This window comes from Streptomyces sp. NPDC044921, from assembly GCF_056432865.1.
In genome coordinates this window covers 282,941-304,625 of record NZ_JBWKIF010000002.1, presented here as the reverse complement: position 1 = coordinate 304,625, position 21,685 = coordinate 282,941, and the positions used below count along the sequence as shown (strand labels likewise).

Here is a 21,685-nt window from a genome sequence, read left to right as displayed (position 1 = left end):
CCCACCGGCGGCGCCCGGAGCGGTTGTTACCGTGCACCGGTGCCCGACTCCTCACGCGACACCCCCGAAGGCGCCGGCTGGGGACCGGCCGAACGCGGCGCGTACCAGCGGCTGTTGCCGCCGCGGACCGAGAAGATCTCCTGGCTGGACCCCCGGATGCTGTGGGCGGCCCGCAACGGTGTGCTGGCCTCCTGGTTCGGGGATCCCACCGGCCGGACCCGCGGGCGCTGGGTGGCACAGCGGGAGGCCGCCGGGGCCCCGGCCGACAAGGTGATCCGCCGCGACGACCCGGACCGGTTCTCGTTCCTCGTCATCGGCGACACCGGGGAGGGCGACGACCCCCAGTACGCCGTCGTGCCGGGCCTGCTGAAGGCCGGTCAGGACACCCGCTTCGCCGTCCTCGCCAGTGACGTGATCTACCCGGTGGGCAGTGCGGACGACTACGGCCCCAAGTTCTTCCGTCCGTACCGCGACTACCCGGCGCCGGTCTACGCGATCCCCGGCAACCACGACTGGTACGAGGACCTCGGCGGCTTCATGCGCGTCTTCTGCGGCGACGCCCCGCCCCTGCCGCCCGGCCCCCGGCCGCGCCCGCTGACCCGGGCCTGGCTGCGGTCCCTGCTGTGGCACCGGCCGCGCCCGGACGACGGACGGCACCTGGCCGCGGCCCGGGCGCTGCGGTCCGGCCCCGCCCAGCAGGCCGTCCAGCCGGGCCCGTACTGGGCGATCGACGCCGGGCCGGTGCGGATCATCGGCATCGACACCGGCCTGCTCGGCACCCTCGACGCCGAGCAGGGTGCCTGGCTGCGCGAGGTCTCCGCCGGGCCCCGCCCGAAGATCCTGGTCACCGGCTCACCCCTGTACGTGGACGGCCGGCACGAGCCGTGCGCCATCGAGGGCGGCGGCTTCGTCGACGACATCGTCCGCGACCCGGACCACCACTACGTGGCGGCGATCGGCGGCGACATCCACAACTACCAGCGCTACCCCGTCAGGCTGGACGACGGGCGCACGCTCCAGTACGTGGTAGCGGGCGGCGGCGGGGCGTTCATGCACGCCACCCACACCATCCCGCGCGTCGCCGTCGCCGGCGTCACCGAGGACGACTTCCGCTGCTACCCGCTGCGCGGCGACTCCCTCGCCTTCTACAGCCGGCTCTACGGCCGCCGGCTGCGGCTGCGCCGCTTCTTCACACTGACCGAGGCGGAGGCGACGGCCGTGATCGCCGAGCGCCTCGGCATCACACCCGCGCGCGCCCCGGGCGTCGCGGTCCGCGTCACCCGGCGGGCCCGGCTGGTCGCGGGGCTGCTGGGCACCGGCCGCCGCCCCGACGAGGCCAAGCGGTTCCGGCTGCCCGTGCGGAAGATCCACACGTCGCTGTTCTCGCCGGGCTCGGCCACGTACAGCCCGCCGTTCTTCAAGTGCTTCCTGCGGCTGGACGTCTCACCGGAGTCGGTCCGGCTGCGCTGTTACGCGGCCACCGGCAACCGCGCCCAGGAGGTCGACCCGCCGGTCGAGGACGAGGTGACGATCCCGCTGCCCTGACACCACCGGACGGGCCCACGCGCTGCCGCACCCGAGCCGCTCGCCCCGCTCGATGAGATCCGTGCTGTCCCGCGGCCACGCAGCGCACCCACCGTATCGAGCTGGGCACGGCGTCATCCCGCTCGGCCGGGAGAACCCACCGCGTCCGGCGGGGACCGGGCCACCGTCGGCCTGTTGCTCCGGAGGCCGTCCGGCCCCGGGGCCAGTGGGGGCTCGCCGCCCCGCTTCGACCAGGTCAGGGGCGCCCTCCTCCCGGACACGGCCGACGCCCCGGGCTGCCCTGCTCACCAGCAGCGTCGTGAAGGCGAGGGGCCGAGGGCCCCTCGCCTCCACGGAGATCCAGCCGGCCCGGATCCGGGCCTTCCCGGCCGCCCACCCGGACGGCGAGGCCGCCCGGGTCCCGCAGGGCCAGGTCGTGATCCCGGCGGAGTCCGCCTCGCCCTGGCAGCGCGCCCGGTACGAGAGGTACGCCGCCCGGCGCACCCCGCGCACGGGGCGGCCGCAGGGCCCGGCCCGGCTGCTGTCCGCGCCGGACCCGGTGCGCACTGGAGACGAAATCGCCGAGCGCCCGCACGCGCACGCCGCGTTCCGGGGAGGTGGACGAGGTGGCGTGCGCGCTCCCGTTCGCCTTCGCGCACGACGCCTGCGTGCGGATCCGCACCGGCCTGGCGACGAAGCCCGGCCCGGCACCGGGCCGGCGGCCCGCCGCCCGGCGCGTCACCACCGCCCGGGTTCGCTCCCGGTGATCGCCTCCGACGGCGTGCCGTCCACCCCGGCCGGTACGTCCCCGGCGAGCATCACCCGGTGCATGATCCGCGGATGGCCGAGGTGGGCGGTGTCACCGGGGGCGAGGTGCATCGTGGCGCGGTTGTCCCAGAACGCCACGCTGCCCGGCTCCCAGCGGAACCGCACGGTGTACTCGGGCCGCACCGCCTGCTCCAGCAGCATCTCCAGGATCGCCGCGCTCTCGGGGCGGGAGAGGCCGGCGATCTGCTCGACGTAGTAGCCGTTGACGTACAGGATCCGCTCCCCCGTCTCGGGGTGGACGCGCACCAGGGGGTGCAGCGAGGCGACCTGGCGGTCCAGCAGGTGGCGGACGTAGGCGTCGTCGCCGGGCCGGGGCTGGTAGCCGACGCCGAGCCGGTGCTCGGCCCGCAGCCCGTCGACGAACCGCCGCAGGGGCGCGGAGAGCCCGGCGTAGGCCGCCGCCAGGTTCGCCCAGGTGGTGTCGCCGCCGTAGGGCGGGACGGTCTCGGCGCGCAGGATCGTCGCGGCGGGCGGGTCGACGCGGGCGCCGTGGTCGCAGTGCCAGCCGCGCAGCAGGGTGTGGCGCCGCCGCCGCAGCCACTCGTCGTGCTCCATGCCGAACCGTCCGCCCAGTTCCAGCCGGTCGGCCGTCGTCTCGATCTCCGGGAAGTCCGGCGGCGAGGCCCTGCCGCGCCGCGGCAGCACCACCGGCTGCCCGAACCGCCGCGCGAACGCCACGTGCCCGGCGTGGTCCAGCCGCTGGCCCCGGAAGAACACGACCTTCCAGCGCAGCACCGCCGCCCGGATCGCGGCGACCACGGCGTCGTCGAGCTCGCCGGCCAGGTCGACCCCGTGGATCTCGGCCCCGATGTACCCGGCGACCGGCTTCACCTCCACCCCGGCCTCCCGCGCCGCCTCGTCCGTCGTCCGGCTCTCCGTCGTCATGCGCACTCCGCTGCTCGTGGGCGTGGTCCCTCCCGGAGATCGTGACAGCGATCCCCGCGGGTGGCGACCGCCTCACACGGTGAACTCCCGGATCACTACGTCCCGGAAGACCGCCCTGCCCTCCGTCGTGAACAGCGCGAGCCCGGTGTCGACCAGGTACGGGAACACCGCCGACGAGTGCGTGAACCGGCCGTCGTCCACGAACATCTCCACCGAGGTGCGGTCCACCAGGATCCGCAACCGCACCGCGCGCCGGGCCGGGTCGAAGGGGCTTTGGCTCTCCTGCCGGCGGCCGGTCATGTCGGGGGACACCGAGGGGCCGCGGTTGAGGAACGCGTAGTCGCGGTGCACACCGGCGTCGACGTGCCGCACGCCGTCCGGGGAACGCCTCAGCTGCAGCCCCGCACCCGCGAGCCGGTCCCAGGTGATCTCGCAGGTCACCTCGTAGGCGGTGCCGCGGTAGCCGAGGATCCGGGTGCCCTCCACCTCCAGGTCGCCGAGCCGCACCGTGCGCGTGACGTACCGGTCGAGCGCGGCGACCGGCCGGGACGCAAGGTAGTACGTGCCGTCGCTCCCCCGCTTCAGCGCCAGTTCCCGGACGATCGAGTCCGTGCCGTTGAAGCCGTCGCTGTCGATCGTGGGGGTGATGTGGGCGTAGTCCCAGTTGTTGAGCCAGCCGATCGCGTACCGGGTGCTCTCGTCGGCCGTGCCGTCGGCGGCGTGCTTGTCGAAGGTGACGGCGCCGTACCAGTCCCAGCCGTGGTCGAGCCACTGGGGACCGGCCGCGTCGGCGGTGAAGGTGCTGCCGTCGAAGGAGCCCGTCCAGTAGGCGTACGTGTTCGGCAGCCCGGCGCCCTTGCCGTTGGCGCTGACCCCCAGCACCCACTTCCGCGTCCCGTCCGCGGCGCGGATCCGGAACAGGTCGGGGCACTCCAGCACCCCGATGCCCTGCCGCACGAAACCGCTCACGTACGTCCACGACCGCAGATCGGCCGAGTGGTAGAAGCCCACCTTGTCGTTCTCCGCGAGGGTCATCACCCACCGGCCGCGCTCCTCGTCGCGGATCACCTTCGGGTCGCGGAAGTCGCGCACGCCGGGGTTGGGCAGCACCGGGTCGGTGCCGTGCGGGCGGAAGGTGCGGCCGCCGTCGGTGGAGTAGTACAGGTACTGCGCCTGGTCGGCCGGGCCGTCGTGCGGGGACATCGTGGCCAGGACGACCACCGCGCCCGCGCCGAAGCCCGCCGTGTCACCGCTGTCGACCACCGCCGAGCCCGACCAGACGTCGCCGTTGGGGGTCGTGTCCTTGGGTACGGCGATCCCCCGGTCGGTGAAGGAGACCAGGTCGCGGCTGGTGGCCAGCCGCCAGGCGGTGCCGACCTCACCGGAGAGGTAGTCGGCGTTGTGGAGGTAGTAGTAGTGGTACGCGCCGTCGATCCAGAGCGGGCGCTGCGGGTCGTTCTTCCACTGGTCGGGGACGGTGAAGTGGTACGCGGCGCGGTAGCGCGCGCCCTCCGTCCGGGGCTTGGCCGCGGCCGGGCCCGCCGTGGGCAGCAGGGCCCCGGCGGCCCCCACGGCCGACCCGGCGAACAGCGCTCTCCTGGTGATCCCGCCCATCACACAACCTCGTCCCTCTCGTCGGAAACGGTGGCTCATGGGTTCAGGACTCTCGGACCTAACTCGTTAAAGGTCAAGCGGTCGCACGCCTTGACAGGTCTGCCCCGCGCTCACATCATCTGGGGCATCAACCCATGGCTAACACGAGTTAGGCCCCTGACACGATGACCGACTCGCACCTCACCCGCCGCGCCCTGCTGCGGTACGGCGCCTACGGCGCGGGGGCCGCCGCCCTGGCCGGCACCGCCGCGAGCTGGGACCGGCTCACCGGAGCCGACATCCCCGGCCGGGACGACGGCTCCCTCGTCGTCGCCACGCTGGGCCCCGCCTACGGGCCGGAGGCCATCCGCACGCTCCAGGAGGGCTTCGCCGAACTGCACCCCGGCATCAGGCTGCGGATCAACGCGGTCCAGGCCGTCGACTGGTCGGACTTCTTCGCGAAGATCCTCACCCAGGTCGCGGCGGGCACCGCCCCCGACCTCGTCTACGTCGCCACCGAGGGCGTGCAGCTGTTCGCGCGGCGCCTGGGTGTGGCGCTGGACAAGTGGGTGAAGCGGGACGCGGCCGAGCTGAAGGAGTACTTCGCGGACGTCCACCCCTCGCTGGTGGAGTCGATGATGTACGAGGGCAGCCTGTACCAGCTGCCGGTCGAGTTCAACGCGGCCGACATGTACGTCAACCGGCAGGTGCTGCGGCGCGCGGGCGCGCAGTTCCCGCCGGCCGACTGGACCCGCGACGACTTCACGTCGCTGCTGCGGGACATGAAGAGGGCGAGCGGCTCGCGCTTCACGCCGTACTTCTGGACCAACCGGCTCTGGGGCGGCGTGGTGCCCTGGCTGTTCGCCAACGACACCAACCTGCTCGCCGAGTCCAAGGCGCCCGGCGGGCAGTGGCTGTGGGACGGCTTCTACCCGGCCGGGCAGCGCGCGGGCCGCGGCGGCGGTTTCCGCTGGACGACGCCGCAGGCCACGCACGACCGGGTGGAGGAGGTCTACGACTACCTCGCCTCCCTCATCCAGGACGGCCTGTGCACCCGGCCCGAGGGCGGCAACGGCCAGAACCTCATCGGCGTGTTCTCCACCGGCCGGGTCGGCGTCACCCCGGCGGGCGGCTTCTGGGCGGGCGGACTGCACCTGGCGGGCATGGACCGCGACGGGTTCGACGTGCAGTACTTCCCGCGCTGGCGCACCCAGCGCATGCAGTACGGCGCGGCGGGCTACGCGCTGCTGCGCACCTCGACGATGCAGGACGAGGCGTGGGAGTTCATCAAGTACGCCGCCCGCAGGGACACCCTGGAGCGGCTGTTCGCCACGAACCAGACCACCCCGGCCCGCCGCTCGCTGCTGACCGCCGAGCGCTACGAGAAGACCGGCCCGGCGCACTGGCCGGTCTTCTACGACACCCTCGACCGGTTCCCCGACACGGGACCGATCCCGGCGCCGCCGCAGGTCGCCGAGGTCGAGCAGGTGCTGCTGAAGCACACGGGCACGGCCCTGGCCTCGCCGCGCTCGGTGCGCCCCGCGCTGCGCCGGATGCAGGGCGATTTGGAGAAGGCCATGGAGCGTGACGTATGACGAACACCCAGACCCCGCCCGCCCGGACCGCCGCGCCCCCGCCCCCGTCCCCGTCCCCGGCGCCGGGACGTCCCCCGGCCCGCGAGCGCGGCACCCGGCTGCTCGCGACGCTGTTCCTGGCCCCGACGATCGTCGGCATCGTCGTCTTCACGGTCGTGCCGATCGCCGGCTCGGTGGTGCTGAGCCTCTTCCACTGGAACGTGATCGACTCCCCGTCGTACGCGGGACTCGCCAACTACGGCGAGGTGTTCGGCGACGAGACCGTGCTGGTGTCCTTCCGCAACACGCTGGTGTTCATGGTGTTCGCCGTGGCGCTGCAACTGATCGTCGCGCTCGCCCTGGCACTCGCCGTGAACGGGCGCATGCCGGTGTGGCTGCGCTCGGTGTTCCGCTCGGCGTTCTTCTTCCCGCTGGTGCTGTCCGCGGCGTCGATCTCGGTGGTGATGAAGTACCTGTTCAACCAGGACTTCGGGGTGGTCAACTGGCTGCTCGGCTTCGTGGGGATCGCCCCGGTGCCCTGGCTGACGTCGGAGAACGCCGCCATGGCGACGGTCGTCCTGGTCTACGTCTGGCAGCAGTTCGGCTTCTCGTTCCTGCTGTTCGTGGGCGGGCTGAACAACATCCCGAAGGAGATCCACGAGGCGGCCGCGCTGGACGGCGCGACGGGCCTGCGCAAGCACCTGACCGTCACCCTGCCACTGCTGTCGCCGACCCTGCTGGTCGCCTCCGTCGTCGGCATCATCAACGCCCTGCAGGTCTTCGAGCAGCCCTACGTCCTCACCAACGGCGGCCCGGGCGACGCCACCCGCACGGTCGTGATGGTGATCTACGAGACCGCTTTCGAGCAGCTCCGCTTCGGCGAGGCATCAGCGGTGGGCGTGCTGCTGTTCGTCCTGGTCATGGCGGTCACCGCCCTCCAGTTCCGGCTCAGCCGGCGTTTCGTCCACTACCAGTGAGCCGGGTGAGTCCTGCGATGAGTCAAGCAACCCTGTCCTCCGGCCGCCTGCGGCACGGGCTGGCGCCCTGGGCGCGGATCGCCGGGCTGGCCGTGTGCGCGCTGCTCACCCTCGGTCCGGTGGTGTGGACGGTGTCCACCTCGCTGCGCACCCCGGCCGAGGCGTTCGACCTGCCGCCGCGGCTGATCCCCGCGAACCCCTCCACCGAGGCGTACCGCGGGGTGTTCGACCAGATCGACGTCTGGCTGCTGGCGCTGAACTCCACGCTGGTCACCGGGCTGATCGCGGCCGGCCAGATGGTGACGGCGGGCCTGGCCGGATACGCCTTCGCCCGGCTGGAGTTCCGCTTCAAGAAGGCGCTGTTCGGCCTGGTCCTGGCGACGATGATGGTGCCGCTGCAGGTCACCATCGTGCCGGTGTTCCTGGTGCTGAAGTCGATGGGTCTGACCGACACCCTGCTCGGGCTGATCGTCCCGGCGTTCCCGACCGCCTTCGGCACGTTCCTGATGCGGCAGTACTTCCTGGGCATGCCCAAGGATCTGGGCGAGGCGGCGATGCTGGACGGGGCCGGGCCCTGGCGGACCTTCCGGTCCGTGTACGCCCCGCTGGCCGCGCCCGGCCTCGCGATCGTCGGCGTCCTGGCCTTCAACTACCACTGGAACGAGTTCTTCCGGCCGCTGATCCTGGAGACGTCGGGCCAGAACTACACGTTGCCGCTGGGCCTGGTCTCCCTCCAGGGCAACCTCGGCACCGGCTCCGTCTCCGTCGTCCTCGCCGGTGTCGTCCTGTCCATGATCCCCGCCGTCGCCGTGTTCGTCGTCGGCCAGCGCCCTCTGCGTGAGGGCATCACCTCCGCTGGAGTCAACCGTTGAGCCTCGCCGCTCCCCCGCAGGACCCGTACGCCCCGCGCTTCCGGGTCCGCCCGCCCGCCCACTGGATGAACGACCCCAACGGGCCGTTCCGCTGGCGCGGCCGCTACCACCTCTTCTACCAGCACAACCCGGACGCCCCGGTGCACGCCAACGTCCACTGGGGCCACGCCTCCAGCCCCGACCTCGCCCACTGGCGGCACCACCCGGTCGCGCTGACGCCCACCCCGGGCGGCCCGGACGAGGCGGGCTGCTGGTCGGGTTGCGTGGTCGACGACGGGGGCGTCCCGACGGCCGTGTACACCGGCGTCGACCGGCACCACACGGGGCTCGGCACCGTCTGCCTGGCCCGGGCGGCGGACCCGGACGACCCCCTGCTGACCGAGTGGGTCCCGCTGCCCGCACCCGTGGTGGCGGGTCCGCCGGAGGGCCTGGACGTGGTGATGTTCCGCGACCCGTTCGTCTTCCGGCACGCGGGGCGGCGCTGGGCACTGGTCGGCGCGGGGCACGCCGACGGCACCCCGTCGGTGCTGCTGTACGACTGCGACGACCTGACCGACTGGCGGTTCGCCGGGGTGCTCCTGGACGGCCACGACCCGGCCGCCCGGGCGGCGTTCGGGGACCGGGCGACCGGCTGGGAGTGCCCGCAGCTGTACGCGGCGGGCGACGGCGCCTGGGTGCTGGTGGTGTCGCTGTGGGACGGCCGGCCGTGGACGACCGGCTACCTGACGGGTCGTCTGGACGCCGCCCGCTTCTCCGCCCGGGCGGGCGGACGGCTCGACCACGGGCGCGACTTCTACGCCCCGGCCGTGCTGCAGGAGCCGGACCGCGCCCTGATGTGGGGCTGGTCCTGGGAGGCCCGCGAGCAGGGCGACACCGACTGGGCCGGTGTCCTCACCGCTCCCCGTGTCGTCGGCGTCCACCCCGACGGTGCGCTGCGGGTGGCCCCGGCCCCGGAACTCGACCGGCTGCGCGCGGCCGAGCCGTTCGTCACCGCCCCGGGCCGGGCGGCCCTGCCCGCGGCGTACGACCTGACGGTGACGGCGCGCGGCGACACCACCGTGAGCCTGCTGCGCTCGGCCTCGGGCGCCGGGCTGACGGTCCGGCTGGATCCGGGCGCGGGGACGGTGACGCTGGACCGGGACGACTGGCCCCGCACGGGTGCCTCCGGTGCGCCCGTGACGGTCCGGGTGCCCCCGGCCGGGGAACTCACGGTACGCGTGCTGGTCGACGGCTCCCTGTACGAGGTGTTCGTCGGCGACCGGGCCACGCTCACCGAGCGCGTCTACGAACGCCCGGACGACGTGAGGGAGTTGGACGTCCCGTCGTCCGACGCCGCCGTCAGCGGGTGGGCGCTGGTCCCACCGACGCGCGGCTGATCACCGGGCAGGCCAGGCGCCGCACGGTCGCGGGCGGGGTCCGGCCGGTGGCGATGGAGTCCAGCAGGAGCCGCGCGGCGGCCTCTCCCATCGCCCGGTGGGGCAGGGCGACGGTGGTCAGGGGCGGTGCGAGGTGGGCGGCCATGTGCTCCTGGTCGTCGTAGCCCACCACCGACAGCTCACCGGGCACGGAGATCCCGAGCCGGGTCGCGGCGTGCAGGACGCCCGCCGCGACCCGGTCGTTGTACGCGAAGATCCCCGTGGGCCGCCGCTCGGCCGGGGGCCCGTCGAGCAGCCGCGTGGCACCCTCGTAGCCGCCGGAGATCTCCCCGCCCGTGCGGACCACCCAGTCCCTCGGCACGGTGATGCCCTCGGCGCGCAGCGCGTCGCGGAAGCCGCGCAGCCGCTCCACGGAGGCGATGTCGTCCTGCCCGCCGACGAGCGCGACCCGCCGGTGCCCCTGTTCGAGCAGCAGCCGGGCCGCCGTCCGGCCGCCGGCCCGCTCGGCGGGGACGACGGCGGGCAGCGAGCCGTCCTCGGGCAGGCAGTTGGCCAGCACGGAGTGCGTGCGGTGCAGGCCCTCGGGGACGCGGACGCGGCGCAGGGACATGGCCGCGTAGATGATGCCGTCGACCCGCCGGTCGAGGAGCTCGGCGACGGCGGCGTCCTCCTTGGCCGCGTCGCCGCCGGAGTCGACGGTCAGGACCAGGTGCTCGCCGGCCCAGGCGGTGTCCATGGCACCGCGCAGCAGCCGCCCGGCGAAGGGCGAGGAGGCGATCTCGTCGGTGACCAGGCCGATCACGGCCGTACGGCGGCTGCGCAGGCCGCGCGCGACGGGGTCGGGCCGGTAGCCGAGCTGGGCGGCGGCCTGCCGGATGCGCTCCTGGGTGGCGGGCGAGAGGTTGCCGTCGGCCCGGCCGTTGAACACGAACGACACCGCGGTGTGCGACACACCGGCGAGCCGGGCGACGTCCCGTGAGGTGGGTCGTCCCGGTCCCGTCGCCGTCTTCTCCTCGGCACCGCCCATGCCGTCCGCCGCCCTCGTCCCCCAGCCGTCCGGTTGATCATTGCTCACCCTATCCGTGACGCTGGGGGGACGACACAGTCAACGGGAAGGTCCGACGGTGATCAGCATCCCGACGCACACGCTCGACGACGGTACGGCGCTCCCCGCCCTGGGCCTGGGCACCTGGCCGCTGGGCGACGACGAGGCGCAGGCCGCGGTGGTCTCGGCCCTGGAGGCGGGGTACCGCCTGATCGACTCGGCGGCGAACTACCGCAACGAGACGGGGGTCGGCCGGGCCGTCGCCGCCGGCGTGGTGCCGCGCGAGGAGATCGTCGTGACGACGAAGCTCCCGGGCCGCCACCACGGCTACGCGGAGACCCTCGCCTCCTTCGAGGAGTCCCGGGCCCGTCTCGGCCTGGAGTACGTCGACCTGTACCTCATCCACTGGCCGCTGCCCCGCGTGGACCGGTACGTCGACTCCTGGAGGGCCATGATCAAGCTGCGCGAGGACGGGCTCGTGCGGTCGATCGGCGTCTCGAACTTCACGGCGGCGCACATCGAGCGGCTGGAGAGGGAGACCGGGGTGCTGCCTTCCGTCAACCAGATCGAGCTGCACCCGTTCCTGCCGCAGGAGGAACTGCGGGCCTTCCACGCGGACAAGGGCATCGTCACCGAGAGCTGGAGCCCGCTGGGCCGGGGCACGCCCCTGCTCCAGGACCCGGCCGTGGCGCGGATCGCCGAGGCGCACGGGGTGAGCGCCGGACAGGTCGTGCTGCGCTGGCACGTCCAGCTCGGCGCGGTGCCCGTCCCGAAGTCGGCGAGCCCCGAGCGGCAGCGCGCCAACCTGGACGTGTTCGGTTTCGAGCTGAGCGAGGACGAGATGGCCGCCGTGGCGGGCCGGGAGCGGCGGCGGGTCGGCGGTGACCCGGAGGTGCACGAGGAGTTCTGAGCGGGTACCGGGGCGCGCGGGGCGGGAAGGAGCCGCAGGTGGCCGGGCTCCGAGGGCCCCTCGGCAGGCCCGAAGGACGAACGGCCGGCCGTGCCCAGGTCGCCGCGGAGCTCAGCAGAGGAGGCGAGCGGCCGTTCCCACCGGATGGTCGTGCCGACGTGGTCTGCCGGGCGCCCCAGCGCTGGGTCCGGCGGCAGGTCCACGTCGGCGAGGGTGCGCACGGCCGTGACCGGCCGGCCCGTGGTCGCCGTGGAGGGGATGCCGGGGCCGACGACGTTCCCGACGACCGGCGCCACCCGGCTGCCGGACAGCGGGGTCACGTCGGACCAGTCCCCGCCGCTGCCGCTGCCGAGCCCGAGGGCAGGCCTTGCCGCCGGTATCAACCGCCCGGCGGCGGGCGCGGGCCCCTCAGCGCCGCGGGGCCCGGAGGGCGGCGAGCGCCCGGTCGGCGTGCGCGTTCATGCGCACCTCGCTGCGGACGACCTCCAGCACGGTGAAGTCCTGCGCTATGACGAACGTGGTGCGCTTGGTGGGGGCCAGGGAGAAGCCGCGCCGCACGCCGAACCGCTCGCGGACCGTACCGTCGGCGTCGGAGAGCAGCGGCATGCCCAAACCGTGCCGCCCGGCGAACTCCCGCTGCCGCTCGACGGCGTCGCCGCTGATGCCGACGGGCCGCGCGCCGAGGGCGGCGAACTCGGCGGCGAGGTCGCGGAAGTGGCAGGCCTGGGCGGTGCAGCCGGGGCTGAGGGCGGCCGGGTAGAAGAAGAGCACGGCCGGCCCCTCGGCGAGCAGTGCGGACAGGCTGCGCTCGGTGCCGCTCTCGTCGGGCAGGGTGAAGTCCCCGGCCTTGTCGCCGGTCTCCAGGCGCGCGCTCACGGCCGGCCCTGCGCGTTGCGGGCGACGCCGCGCGCCCAGAGCACGAGGGGCACCTGGAGGGGCAGCCGGCCGAAGGCCGCGGCCTTCTGCGGGGTGGGGCGGTGGCGCCAGTCGGCGGCCATCTTCACGTTGGCGGGGAACACCCCGACGAAGAACGCGGCCGTGGCCAGCGCGGCCGCCTTGCGGGTGCGGGGCACGGCGAGGCCGGCGGCCAGGGCGAGCTCGGCGGCGCCGCTGGCGTACGTCCAGGTCCTGGGCCTGCCCGGCAGCCCGCCCGGGATGGTCGCGTCGAACGGGCGCGGTGCGGCGAAGTGGGCGACACCCGCGGTGGCCAGCAGGCCGGCGAGCAGCAGGGGCGAGCGTTCGGACCGGGGCACGGTTCCTCCTCTGGGGGCCTGCCGCGCGATATTACCGGGGGGTAGACGGGTCAGTTCCCGCGGCCCCGCGCGCGCCGGTGATGGGTCCCGGGCGTGTAGCCGAACGAGCGGCGGAAGACGTCGATGAACGCGCTGGCGGAGGACCAGCCGCAGCGGTGGGCGACGCTGGTGACGGGCAGGCCGTCGGCCAGCATCCGCAGGGCGTGGTAGAGCCGCGACTGGGTGCGCCACTGCGGGAAGGTCATGCCGAACTCGGCCCGGAAGAGCCGGCTGAGGGTCCGTTCCCCCACGCCGGTCGCGGCGCCCAGCGCGGCGAGGGTGCGCGCCTCGGCCGGGTCGGCGTGCACGAGCGCGCAGACGGCGGCCAGCCGGGGGTCGGCGGGTGTGGGCAGGATCAGCGGCTGCTGGGGCGAGAGGCGCAACTGGTCGCGCAGCACGCCCCGCAGGCGACGCCGTTCGGGGCTGTCGTCGCCGGGGGCGCGGGTGTAGGCGAGGATCAGCTCGCGCAGCAGGGGGCTGACGGCGAGGACGGCCGGGTGGGCCAGGCCGAGGGGGTTGTCGCCGGCCGGCAGGCCGACCAGGTGCAGGTCGAGGCGGCCGTGGGCGCGGTGGGCGTGCACGGTGCCGGCCGGGATCCAGAGGGCGCGGGTGCCGGGAGCGAACCAGGTGCCGGAGTCGGTGGTGACCTCGACGACGCCGGAGCCGGCGTAGACGATCTGGTGGTCGTCGTGCCGGTGCGCGTCGATGCGGCCGCCGGCGGTGAGCCGCTGGGCCCGGGTCGGCGCCGTCGGGGCGTGGCGGATGTCCGGCACAGTCCGGCAGTTTATCGGAAGCGGGCCAGGCGGTGCGCGGACGACGATCGCCGGGTGACCACTTCACGAGAGAAACGGGGTTCGAGCGGGCGCCCGAACCGACCGGGCCGGCCCGTCGCCTGGATGTCCCTGGGACACGCCTGCGTGGACGTCTACCAGGGGAGCGTGGCCGCCCTGGTGCCGTACTTCGTCGCCGAGCGTGCCTACTCCTATGCCGCCGCGTCGGGTGTCGTCCTGGCGGCGTCCCTGCTGTCGTCGCTCGTGCAGCCGCTGTTCGGGGTGCTCACCGACCGGTGGGCGATGCCGTGGCTGCTGCCGCTGAGCGCGCTGACGGCCGGGGCGGGTGTCGCGCTGAGCGGGGTGACCGGCTCCTACGCGCTGGCGGTGGTCGCGGTGTCGGGCGTCGGGGTGGCGGCCTACCACCCGGAGGCCGCCCGGGTGGCGCGGGTGGTGGCGGGCGGCCGCCATACGGGGATGAGCTGGTTCTCCTTCGGCGGGAACGCCGGTTTCGCCCTGGCGCCCCCGCTGGTCCTCGCCGTCATGGCGGTGGGCGGACTGCGCGCCTCTCCCCTGCTGGCCGTCCCGGCCGTGCTCGGCGCCGCGCTGTGCGCGGTGGCGGTGCGCTCGGCCGGCTCCGGCTCCGGGGGCGCGGACGCGCCGGCCGGTTCGGGCCGGGACGACTGGGCGTCCTTCCTGCGGCTGTCGGGTGCCGTGGTCTGCCGGTCGGTGGTGTTCGTCGGCCTCGGCGCGTTCGTCTCGCTGTACGTGGGTGAGCGCACCGGCGGCGGGGAGGCGGCCGGTACGGCGGCGCTGTTCGTCCTCTACACCGGGGGTGCGGTGGGGACGCTCGCCGGGGGGCGGCTGGCCGAGCGGTACGGGCGGATGGCCGTGGTGCGCCGGTCGTACGCGCTGACGGTCCCGGCCGTGGCGGGGCTGGTTCTGGTGCCCGGGCCGCCGGTGTACCTGTTCGCGGCACTGGTGTCGGCAAGCCTGTACGTGCCGTTCTCGCTGCATATCACCCTGGGGCAGGACTTCCTGCCCCGGCGGAGGGGCACCGCGGGCGGGGTCACGCTGGGCCTGGCGGTGAGCGTGGGGGGCCTCGCGGCTCCCGCGATCGGGGCGCTGGCCGACGCGACGTCCCTGCGCACGGCGCTGCTGCCGTTGATCGTGCTGCCCGCCCTGGGACGGCTGCTGCTGTGCGGGGTGCGTGATCCCGCGCCCCCGGGAACCGTGACGGCCGAGCGGGCGGGCCCGCGCGACCCGGCGGCACGGTGACGGGTGCGCTCGGACACGGCGCCTTCGGTCCGAACGCGGTCGGGAGCAGCGGTGGTGCGGGCGTGCGCCCGGCTCACGTCGTCGAGGGGGACGGGTCGCGGCGGTCAGCGCCGTTCAGGGGAAAGACGCGGCCTGCGGGCGTGACCCCGCCCGGGTCCGTCGACAACTCAACCCGTGGACCTGCCTCTGATCCCGCCCATGCTCGCCACGTCCGGCTCCCTGCCGCCCGCCGCACAGGACACCCGCTGGGCCTACGAGACCAAGCAGGACGGCCAGCGCGTGGTGGTCTACCTTCCCGGCGACGGCAGCGTGCTGCTGCGGGCGCGCTCCGGTGACGAGATCACCGGCGCCTATCCCGAACTGCGGCCGCTGGGCACCGCCCTCGGGACCACGCCCGCCGTGCTGGACGGGGAGGTCCTGGCCCTGGACGCACAGGGGCGCGCGTCCTTCCAGCTGCTGCAGTCCCGCATGGGCCTCGCCCACGCCCCCGCCCGGGCCGCGCGGCGGGCCGCGGAGGTCCCGGTCCACCTCGTGCTGTTCGACGTCATGCACCTGGCGGGCCGGTCGCTGCTCCGGCTGCCCTACGCGCGACGCCGCTCGGCGCTGGAGGACCTCGGTCTGGGCGGGCCCTCCTGGTCGACCCCGGCCGCGATCGTCGGCCACGGCGCCGAGGCGCTGCGCGCCACCCGCGAGCACGGCCTGGAGGGCCTGGTCTGCAAGCGGCTGGACTCGCCGTACGAACCGGGGGTGCGCTCCCGGGCCTGGATCAAGATCCGCAACATGCGCACCGAGGACGTCCTGGTCGGCGGCTGGCAGCCCGGCAAGGGGCGGCTCACCGGGCTGCCGGGCGCCGTCCTGGTCGGGCAGCGCGCCGCGGGACGGCTGCGGTACGTCGGCAGCGTGGGCACCGGCTGGAGCGAGGCCGAGCGCGCGGAACTGGCCGCGTTGCTGGCGGCCGCCGCGACGGACGTCTGCCCCTTCGACCCGGCCCCGCGCGCTCCGGGCGCGCACTGGGTCGTCCCCCGGCTGGTCGGCGAGGTCCGCTACAGCACCCGCACCCGGGAGGGGCTGCTGCGCCAGCCGTCCTGGCTGCGGCTGCGGCCGGACCTCGCCCCCGGGGAGGCGGCCGCCGACATCCCGGACGACCTGGTCTGAACCGCCGTCCGGACCACCGGCTGTTGGGCTGCGATTCACCGTGGGGACCACCCGCCCCTCTTGGCATGGACGCGTTCAGCCTGGAAGCTGAACCTCCCTTTCCCCCACAGCCGTTCGGCTGCGCCCAAGAGGAGGACGCAGTGTCGTCACGCCCGTTCACATCGCGCAGGAGATGGCTCACCGGGGCAGCCGGTGCCGCCGCCCTGGTCCTCGCCTTCCCCGCCACCGCCTTCGCCGCCCCGCCGCCGGCCCTGCCCGCCAACGCCGAGTCCCTGGAGCGGACGTACCAGCCGGCCTACGACTACGACACCGACGGCTGCTACTCCACGCCCGCGATCGGCCCGGACGGGGCCGTCAACGGCGGGCTCAACCCGACCGGCGCGCTGAACGGCAACTGCCGCGACGCCTCCGACCTGGACAACACCAACGGCTACTCGCGCTACAAGTGCAACAACGGCTGGTGCGCCATCCTGTACGCCCTGTACTTCGAGAAGGACCAGGCCCTGGCGGGCAGCAGCATCGGCGGCCACCGGCACGACTTCGAGCACGTGGCCGTGTGGGTGCAGGACAACCAGGTCAAGTACGTCTCGACCTCCAACCACGGCTCGTTCACCGTGCGCGCGGCGTCCGCGGTCCGCTTCGACGGCACGCACCCGAAGATCGTCTACCACAAGGACGGCATCAGCACGCACTGCTTCCGCCTGGCCAACGCCAACGACGAGCCGCCGGAGAACCACAAGGGCACCTGGCAGTACCCGCCGCTGGTGGGCTGGAACGGCTACCCGGCCGGGGTGCGCGACAAGCTCACCTCACACAACTTCGGCAGCGCCAACTTCGGCCTGAAGGACGCCAGTTTCGCGGGCCACCTGGCCTCGGCCAAGCCGTCGGGCATCGCGTTCGACCCGTACGCCTGAGCCCACCCGCCCGGCCGGGGGCCCAGGTCCCCGGCGGGGTCGCGGTTCCGCCCTGACCGAGCTGGTCCGGGCCGCGACCCACCGGTACGCCACCCACGGCCACGGCGAGGAGACCATGCTGGTGCACGCGGCGACGGCACCCCACGCCGTGCTGCGCACCCCGCCGTCGCTGCCCCGTGCGCTGTGGGCGCCGAGTCCGCACGCCGCGTGGACCGCCTCCGCGGCGGTCACCGCCATGTACGCCCCGGCCGAACCCGCCGCAACCGTCCCCGCGCCCGGCCGCACGGCGCCGGAGGTGCTGGAACAGGCCCTCGCCCACGGCGACGAGCACGTCATCAAGCACCGCCCTCGACGTGGGCGACGAGCGGGCCCTGGCCGCGGCGCTGCGCGCGATCGAGCTGAGCGAGCCCCTCACCCCGAACTGACGTGCGCCGCAGGGCCGTCGGGGGGAGGTACGGCACGGACGCACCCGTGGAAGGGTCTATCGTGGCGGCATGTCCGTCCCCGAACTGATCCGCATCGTCTCCCGCGACTCGCCCATGGCCCTCGCCCAGGTGGAGCGCGTCCGGACCGAACTGGCCGCCGCCCACCCCGGAGTGCGCACCGAGGTCGTCCCGGTGAAGACCACCGGCGACAAGTGGATGGGAGATCTCTCCCAGGTCGAGGGCAAGGGCGCGTTCACCAAGGAGGTCGACGCGGCGCTGCTGGCCGGCGAGGCCGACCTCGCCGTGCACTGCGTGAAGGACGTGCCCGCCGACCGGCCCCTCCCGGCGGGCACGGTGTTCGCCGCGTTCCTCAAGCGGGACGACATCCGCGACGCCCTCGTCCACCCGGGCGGACTCACCCTGGACGAGCTGCCGGCCGGTACCCGGATCGGCACCTCCTCGGTGCGCCGGGTCGCGCAACTGGCCGCCACGCACCCGCACCTGGAGTGCGTGCCGTTCCGGGGCAACGCCAACCGGCGGCTGGCGAAACTGGAGGCGAACGAGGCCGACGCGCTGCTGCTCGCCGTCTCGGGGCTGGAGCGCATCGGGCGGGCGGACGTGATCAGCGAGATCCTCTCGACCGAGACGATGATGCCGCCCATCGGCGCGGGCGTTCTGGCGCTCCAGTGCCGCGAGGACGACGCCGACCTGATCGACGCGGTCAGCGGTCTCGGCGACCCGGACACCCACCGCGAGACCACCGCCGAGCGCATGTTCCTGCACGTGCTGCAGGGCCACTGCAACAGCCCGATCGCCGGTTTCGCGCGGGTGGACCGCAGCGGTGAACTGTCCCTGCGGGCCTGCGTGTTCACTCCGGACGGCAAGACGCGGCTGAACGCCCACGAGTGGGCGGGACGGCTGGATCCGGCCACGCTCGGCACCTCGGTCGCCGTGGCCCTGCTGCGCCAGGGCGCCCGCGAGATCATCGACGGCATCCCGCACTGACGCGCGGCCCCGGCCGCCGCTGACGCCGGATCAGGCGGTGCCTTCCTCCGCCTGGTCCCGCAGGAACACGCTCACCTGGTGCGCCAGGCTCTCGCGCACCGCGCCCTGCTGGGCCTCCGCGGTCCCCCCGTGCGCGCCGATGGAGCCCGACCACAGCCGGCGGTCGGTCCACTCCTCGTCGACCCTCAGCTGGACCTGGACGTCCACCAGCCCCAGGGACGCCTCCGGACCGGCCGCGTACAGCACGGCGGTGACCCGGCGCAGCGGGTAGACGTCGAAGCCCTCGATGAACTGGGAGTTGCGCCAGTCGAGGAAGGCACTCTCGCCGTCAGGGCCGACGCGGACGTCGATCTGACCGTCCTCCAGGTGGATGCCGAGGTGCCGGCTGCCGCGGTTCTCGACCGTGACGCGCAGGCAGAAGTACGTCAGCCCCTCGGCGGCGTCGTCGCGGCCGCGCGGCGGCTCGGCCGCTTCCAGACGGTGGACGCGGACGCGCAGACCGGCGTGCTCGTCGTACTCCTGCCAGTCCCCGACCACGTTCGGCTCGTACACACTGCACCTCTCGACCTCTGGAAGCTGCTTCCTATCTGTGGTCTCAGCGCACTGTCAAATGAGCAGAATGCGCTGTGGCCAGGCAGTTCATCCCTTTTGATCGACGATCAAGCCGTGCCCAGCGGTTATCCGGGAGCGAGCCGGGAAAGCGCTTGCCCGGGCGTGCCGCACATCACTTCCAGGAGTGAAGATCACTGGGCCGGCCGGCCCAGGGCACCGGCGGCGACGACCGGGGCTCCGAGCCGGAGAATCTCCAGCCGACCGCGGTGGCGCCAGGGAACCCCGTATGCCGTATTGTCGGAATTGCTGCTTGTGTCACTGCCCGGGCAAGGCAGTGAAGTGCTTCGGACAGGAGGCACGTCCGTGGGAGCCGGCCCGCCGGGCCCCGGGTGCCCCGTGAGGTCCGCGTCCGCGCCTCCCATGGTGACCGTCCCTTCCGCACCTGCTCAGGGAGGTGCGCACCATGCGTATCGCCGGCAGCACCCGAACGCACCCCCACGACGACGCCCCCGACACCGCCGAGGCGTTCGCACGCCTCGTACGGCTGCCCGACGGGCCCGAGCGCAAGGCACTGCGCGACGAGCTCGTCGAGGCCTGGCTGCCGATGGCCGAGCGGATCGCCATCCGCTTCCGCGGGCGCGGCGAGGCCCTGGAGGACCTCTACCAGGTGGCGGCCCTCGGCCTCGTCAAGGCCGTCGACCACTACGACCCGGCGCGCGGCAACGCCTTCGAGGCCTACGCCGTACCGACGGTCACCGGCGAGATCAAACGCCACTTCCGCGACCACATGTGGACGCTGCACGTCCCGCGCCGGGTGCAGGACCTGCGCAACCGGGTGCGGCACGCCGTCAAGGAGCTGTCCCAGACCACCTCCGGACGCTCCCCCACGACCGCCGAGATCGCCGAGTACGCCCAGCTCACCGAGGGCGAGGTACGCACCGGTATGGAGGCGCTGGAGTGCTTCTCCGCGCTGTCGCTGGAGGCGGAGATGCCCGGCACCGACGGCTACGCCCTCGGCGACGCGATCGGCGGGCCCGACCCGGCCTTCGACACCGTCGTCAACCGCGTGGCCGTCAAGCCCTGCCTGCAGGCGCTGCCGGAGCGCGAGCGGGTCATCCTCTACCTGCGGTTCTTCAAGGGCATGACCCAGAGCCGCATCGCCGAGCAGCTCGGGATCTCGCAGATGCACGTCTCCCGGCTGCTCAGCAGCTGCTTCGCCCATCTGCGCGAGGAGCTGCTCGCCGAGAACCGCTGAGCGGGGAGCCGGGTAGACCACCGCCGGGGATCACGCCTCCGGCGGTGCTCCCGGTGCCTGCGCCGGCGCTCCCGGTGCCTGCGGCGCGCCGGGGATCTGCGTCGGGCCGACGCGGTCCAGTGCGTCCTCCAGCGCGGCCCGGATCTCCTCCGGCATCAGGCCGGTACGGCCCCAGACGAGGATCAGCTCCGCGACGTTGCGCAGCTTGATGTTGGTGTGCTGGGAGACCTCCTTCAGCACGTCCCACCCCTGGTCGGGTGAGACCCTGCCGAGCGCCACGACCATCCCGATCGCCTGGTCCACGACGGCGTGGGAAACCACCGCCTCCTTCAGCTGCTGGACTTCCTCCTGCAGTGCGAGGATCCGCTCCGAGCCCCCGTCCGTGGGCATGGTCACCTCCGGGTTCCGGTGCGCCGCTGCCTCGATGGCCTCACAGAGTGCTTGAGTGCCTTGACGCAGTGTCCGACCCCTCCATGGTCGTCACTCGGCCCGCCCGGTGCCACCGGGGCGGAGCAGCCGGTTCCGGACACCGTTTCGGCACTGTCGCCGGGGTACTCGGCAGGCGCCCGCAACGGGTCCGGTTGGACACTGGTGTCATTCCCCGGTGGCTGCCAGGCCGACGAGATCAGGACGCGACTGCCATGAACCACGACATGCCCACCTCCTCCGGCACCAAGGACGTGCTCTCCTCGCACTCCGTGTTCGGGGCACCCTGCTGGGTGAGTCTGACCAGCCGCGACGTCAAGGCGACCGAGGAGTTCTACGGGGCCGTGCTGGGCTGGCAGTGGCGGCCGGCCAAGCTCGGCGACCGGTTCCGGATCGCGCTGGTGGACGGTTCGCCGGTGGCCGGGATCGCCGGGGTGGCGACGATGTGGCAGATGGCGGTGGCGTGGACGCCCTACTTCGCCGTGCGCAGCGCGGACGAGGCGGTGGCGCGGGTGCAGGAGCGCATGGGCACGACGGCGGTCGGCCCGATCTCGCTGCCCCCCGGGCGGGCGGCCCTGCTCGCCGACCGGGACGGGGCGACCTTCGGGATCTGGGAGGGCGACCTCTTCACCGACTGGGAGACCTGGCGCAACGCGCAGCCGGCCTTCATCACGCTGCACACCCGGGACGCCTTCGACGCGGCCATCTTCTACGGCGAGGTCCTCGACTGGGCCTCGGGGCAACCCGGCTGCTGCGAGGTCCACTACGAGGGCGGCGAGGTCGTGCTGCGCAGCCGCGGCGACGTGGTGGCGCGGATCGAGTCGGGCGCGCTGGAGGCGGCCCCCGATCCCACGATCCGGCCGCACTGGCAGGTCCACTTCTTCGTCGAGGACGTGGCGGCCTGCGCCCGGGCGGCGGAACTGCACGGGGGCAGCGTGCTGTCCAAGGGCGGCGACGAGGCGGTGCTGCGTGACCACGACGGCGCCCAGTTCACGGTGACGGCCCGCCGCGACCGCTGAGCCCGGGGCG

At 73.9% G+C, this 21,685-nt stretch carries 20 protein-coding genes and 2 pseudogenes; 14 read left to right on the top strand and 8 right to left on the bottom strand.

The window, feature by feature from the left end:
* Positions 1-39: 39 nt before the first annotated feature.
* Both AC07DA_RS04050 and AC07DA_RS04045 read left to right on the top strand, forming a co-directional pair.
* Positions 40-1,545, top strand: coding sequence for a metallophosphoesterase family protein (locus tag AC07DA_RS04050; protein WP_479124360.1), 1,506 nt, complete (start codon positions 40-42; stop codon positions 1,543-1,545).
* Between the two features lie 71 nt (positions 1,546-1,616).
* A pseudogene (locus AC07DA_RS04045) lies at positions 1,617-2,291 on the top strand (LLM class flavin-dependent oxidoreductase); the annotation flags it as partial.
* Here the strand turns inward: AC07DA_RS04045 and AC07DA_RS04040 are convergent.
* A complete protein-coding gene (locus AC07DA_RS04040; protein WP_479124358.1) occupies positions 2,263-3,237 on the bottom strand; it encodes a TauD/TfdA dioxygenase family protein in 975 nt (324 codons plus the stop codon). The pseudogene AC07DA_RS04045 and the gene AC07DA_RS04040 overlap by 29 nt on opposite strands.
* A 72-nt stretch (positions 3,238-3,309) precedes the next feature.
* Entirely contained in the window at positions 3,310-4,851 is a 1,542-nt protein-coding gene (locus AC07DA_RS04035; RefSeq protein ID WP_479124356.1) for a glycoside hydrolase family 32 protein, read from the bottom strand.
* Positions 4,852-5,015: 164 nt separating this feature from the next.
* Between AC07DA_RS04035 and AC07DA_RS04030 the strand changes: the two genes are divergently transcribed.
* From AC07DA_RS04030 to AC07DA_RS04015, 4 genes are read left to right on the top strand one after another with little or no spacing between them, the layout of a single operon-like run.
* On the top strand, positions 5,016-6,425 hold the full coding sequence (locus AC07DA_RS04030; protein ID WP_479124355.1) for an extracellular solute-binding protein: 1,410 nt from the start codon (positions 5,016-5,018) through the stop codon (positions 6,423-6,425).
* Complete coding sequence (locus AC07DA_RS04025; protein ID WP_479124354.1) at positions 6,422-7,381, top strand: carbohydrate ABC transporter permease; 960 nt, start codon at positions 6,422-6,424, stop codon at positions 7,379-7,381. The genes AC07DA_RS04030 and AC07DA_RS04025 overlap by 4 nt, the downstream gene beginning before the upstream one ends.
* Before the next feature lie 17 nt (positions 7,382-7,398).
* Positions 7,399-8,253 (top strand): carbohydrate ABC transporter permease, encoded by an 855-nt coding sequence (locus tag AC07DA_RS04020; RefSeq protein ID WP_479124352.1) that lies wholly within the window; start codon positions 7,399-7,401, stop codon positions 8,251-8,253.
* Entirely contained in the window at positions 8,250-9,629 is a 1,380-nt protein-coding gene (locus tag AC07DA_RS04015; RefSeq protein WP_479124350.1) for a glycoside hydrolase family 32 protein, read from the top strand. Before AC07DA_RS04020 ends, AC07DA_RS04015 begins: the two co-directional genes overlap by 4 nt.
* On the opposite strand, the gene AC07DA_RS04010 is transcribed toward AC07DA_RS04015, so the two are convergent.
* Positions 9,592-10,656 (bottom strand): LacI family DNA-binding transcriptional regulator, encoded by a 1,065-nt coding sequence (locus tag AC07DA_RS04010; protein ID WP_479124711.1) that lies wholly within the window; start codon positions 10,654-10,656, stop codon positions 9,592-9,594. The two genes, AC07DA_RS04015 and AC07DA_RS04010, sit on opposite strands and share 38 nt — an antisense overlap.
* Positions 10,657-10,753: 97 nt before the next feature.
* On the opposite strand from AC07DA_RS04010, the gene AC07DA_RS04005 reads away from it, so the two are divergent.
* Complete coding sequence (locus AC07DA_RS04005) at positions 10,754-11,584, top strand: aldo/keto reductase (protein ID WP_479124348.1); 831 nt, start codon at positions 10,754-10,756, stop codon at positions 11,582-11,584.
* 408 nt (positions 11,585-11,992) lie between these two features.
* Here the strand turns inward: AC07DA_RS04005 and AC07DA_RS04000 are convergent, their stop codons facing one another.
* Genes AC07DA_RS04000 through AC07DA_RS03990 form a run of 3 tightly spaced genes read right to left on the bottom strand, consistent with a single transcriptional unit; the run spans position 11,993 to position 13,649 of the window.
* Positions 11,993-12,460, bottom strand: coding sequence for a peroxiredoxin (locus AC07DA_RS04000; protein WP_479124346.1), 468 nt, complete (start codon positions 12,458-12,460; stop codon positions 11,993-11,995).
* Entirely contained in the window at positions 12,457-12,837 is a 381-nt protein-coding gene (locus AC07DA_RS03995) for a DoxX family protein (RefSeq protein ID WP_479124345.1), read from the bottom strand. The genes AC07DA_RS04000 and AC07DA_RS03995 overlap by 4 nt, the downstream gene beginning before the upstream one ends.
* 50 nt (positions 12,838-12,887) lie before the next feature.
* Positions 12,888-13,649, bottom strand: a complete 762-nt coding sequence (locus AC07DA_RS03990; RefSeq protein ID WP_479124343.1) for an AraC family transcriptional regulator — start codon at positions 13,647-13,649, stop codon at positions 12,888-12,890.
* Positions 13,650-13,772: 123 nt separating this feature from the next.
* Here AC07DA_RS03990 and AC07DA_RS03985 point away from each other — a divergent pair, with 123 nt between their 5' ends.
* The 5 genes and pseudogenes from AC07DA_RS03985 (at position 13,773) to hemC (ending at position 18,423) form a co-directional block, all read left to right on the top strand.
* Positions 13,773-14,924, top strand: coding sequence for an MFS transporter (locus AC07DA_RS03985; protein WP_479124341.1), 1,152 nt, complete (start codon positions 13,773-13,775; stop codon positions 14,922-14,924).
* 174 nt (positions 14,925-15,098) lie between these two features.
* A complete protein-coding gene (ligD, locus tag AC07DA_RS03980) occupies positions 15,099-16,079 on the top strand; it encodes a non-homologous end-joining DNA ligase (protein ID WP_479124339.1) in 981 nt (326 codons plus the stop codon).
* A 140-nt stretch (positions 16,080-16,219) separates the two neighbouring features.
* Complete coding sequence (locus tag AC07DA_RS03975; protein WP_479124337.1) at positions 16,220-16,993, top strand: NPP1 family protein; 774 nt, start codon at positions 16,220-16,222, stop codon at positions 16,991-16,993.
* A 52-nt stretch (positions 16,994-17,045) separates the two neighbouring features.
* A pseudogene (locus tag AC07DA_RS03970) lies at positions 17,046-17,418 on the top strand (questin oxidase family protein); the annotation flags it as partial.
* A 69-nt stretch (positions 17,419-17,487) separates the two neighbouring features.
* Entirely contained in the window at positions 17,488-18,423 is a 936-nt protein-coding gene (hemC, locus tag AC07DA_RS03965; protein ID WP_479124335.1) for a hydroxymethylbilane synthase, read from the top strand.
* Positions 18,424-18,453: 30 nt separating this feature from the next.
* Here the strand turns inward: hemC and AC07DA_RS03960 are convergent, their stop codons facing one another.
* Positions 18,454-18,975: a hypothetical protein gene (locus tag AC07DA_RS03960; RefSeq protein ID WP_479124333.1), complete on the bottom strand. Its 522-nt coding sequence runs from the start codon at positions 18,973-18,975 to the stop codon at positions 18,454-18,456.
* Positions 18,976-19,438: 463 nt separating this feature from the next.
* Between AC07DA_RS03960 and AC07DA_RS03955 the strand changes: the two genes are divergently transcribed.
* Positions 19,439-20,230, top strand: coding sequence for an RNA polymerase sigma factor SigF (locus AC07DA_RS03955; RefSeq protein ID WP_479124332.1), 792 nt, complete (start codon positions 19,439-19,441; stop codon positions 20,228-20,230).
* Between the two features lie 30 nt (positions 20,231-20,260).
* Here AC07DA_RS03955 and AC07DA_RS03950 read toward each other — a convergent pair whose 3' ends face one another.
* Positions 20,261-20,620, bottom strand: a complete 360-nt coding sequence (locus AC07DA_RS03950) for an ANTAR domain-containing protein (protein ID WP_479124330.1) — start codon at positions 20,618-20,620, stop codon at positions 20,261-20,263.
* A 251-nt stretch (positions 20,621-20,871) separates the two neighbouring features.
* Between AC07DA_RS03950 and AC07DA_RS03945 the strand changes: the two genes are divergently transcribed.
* Positions 20,872-21,675: a VOC family protein gene (locus tag AC07DA_RS03945; protein WP_479124329.1), complete on the top strand. Its 804-nt coding sequence runs from the start codon at positions 20,872-20,874 to the stop codon at positions 21,673-21,675.
* Positions 21,676-21,685 lie beyond the last annotated feature (10 nt).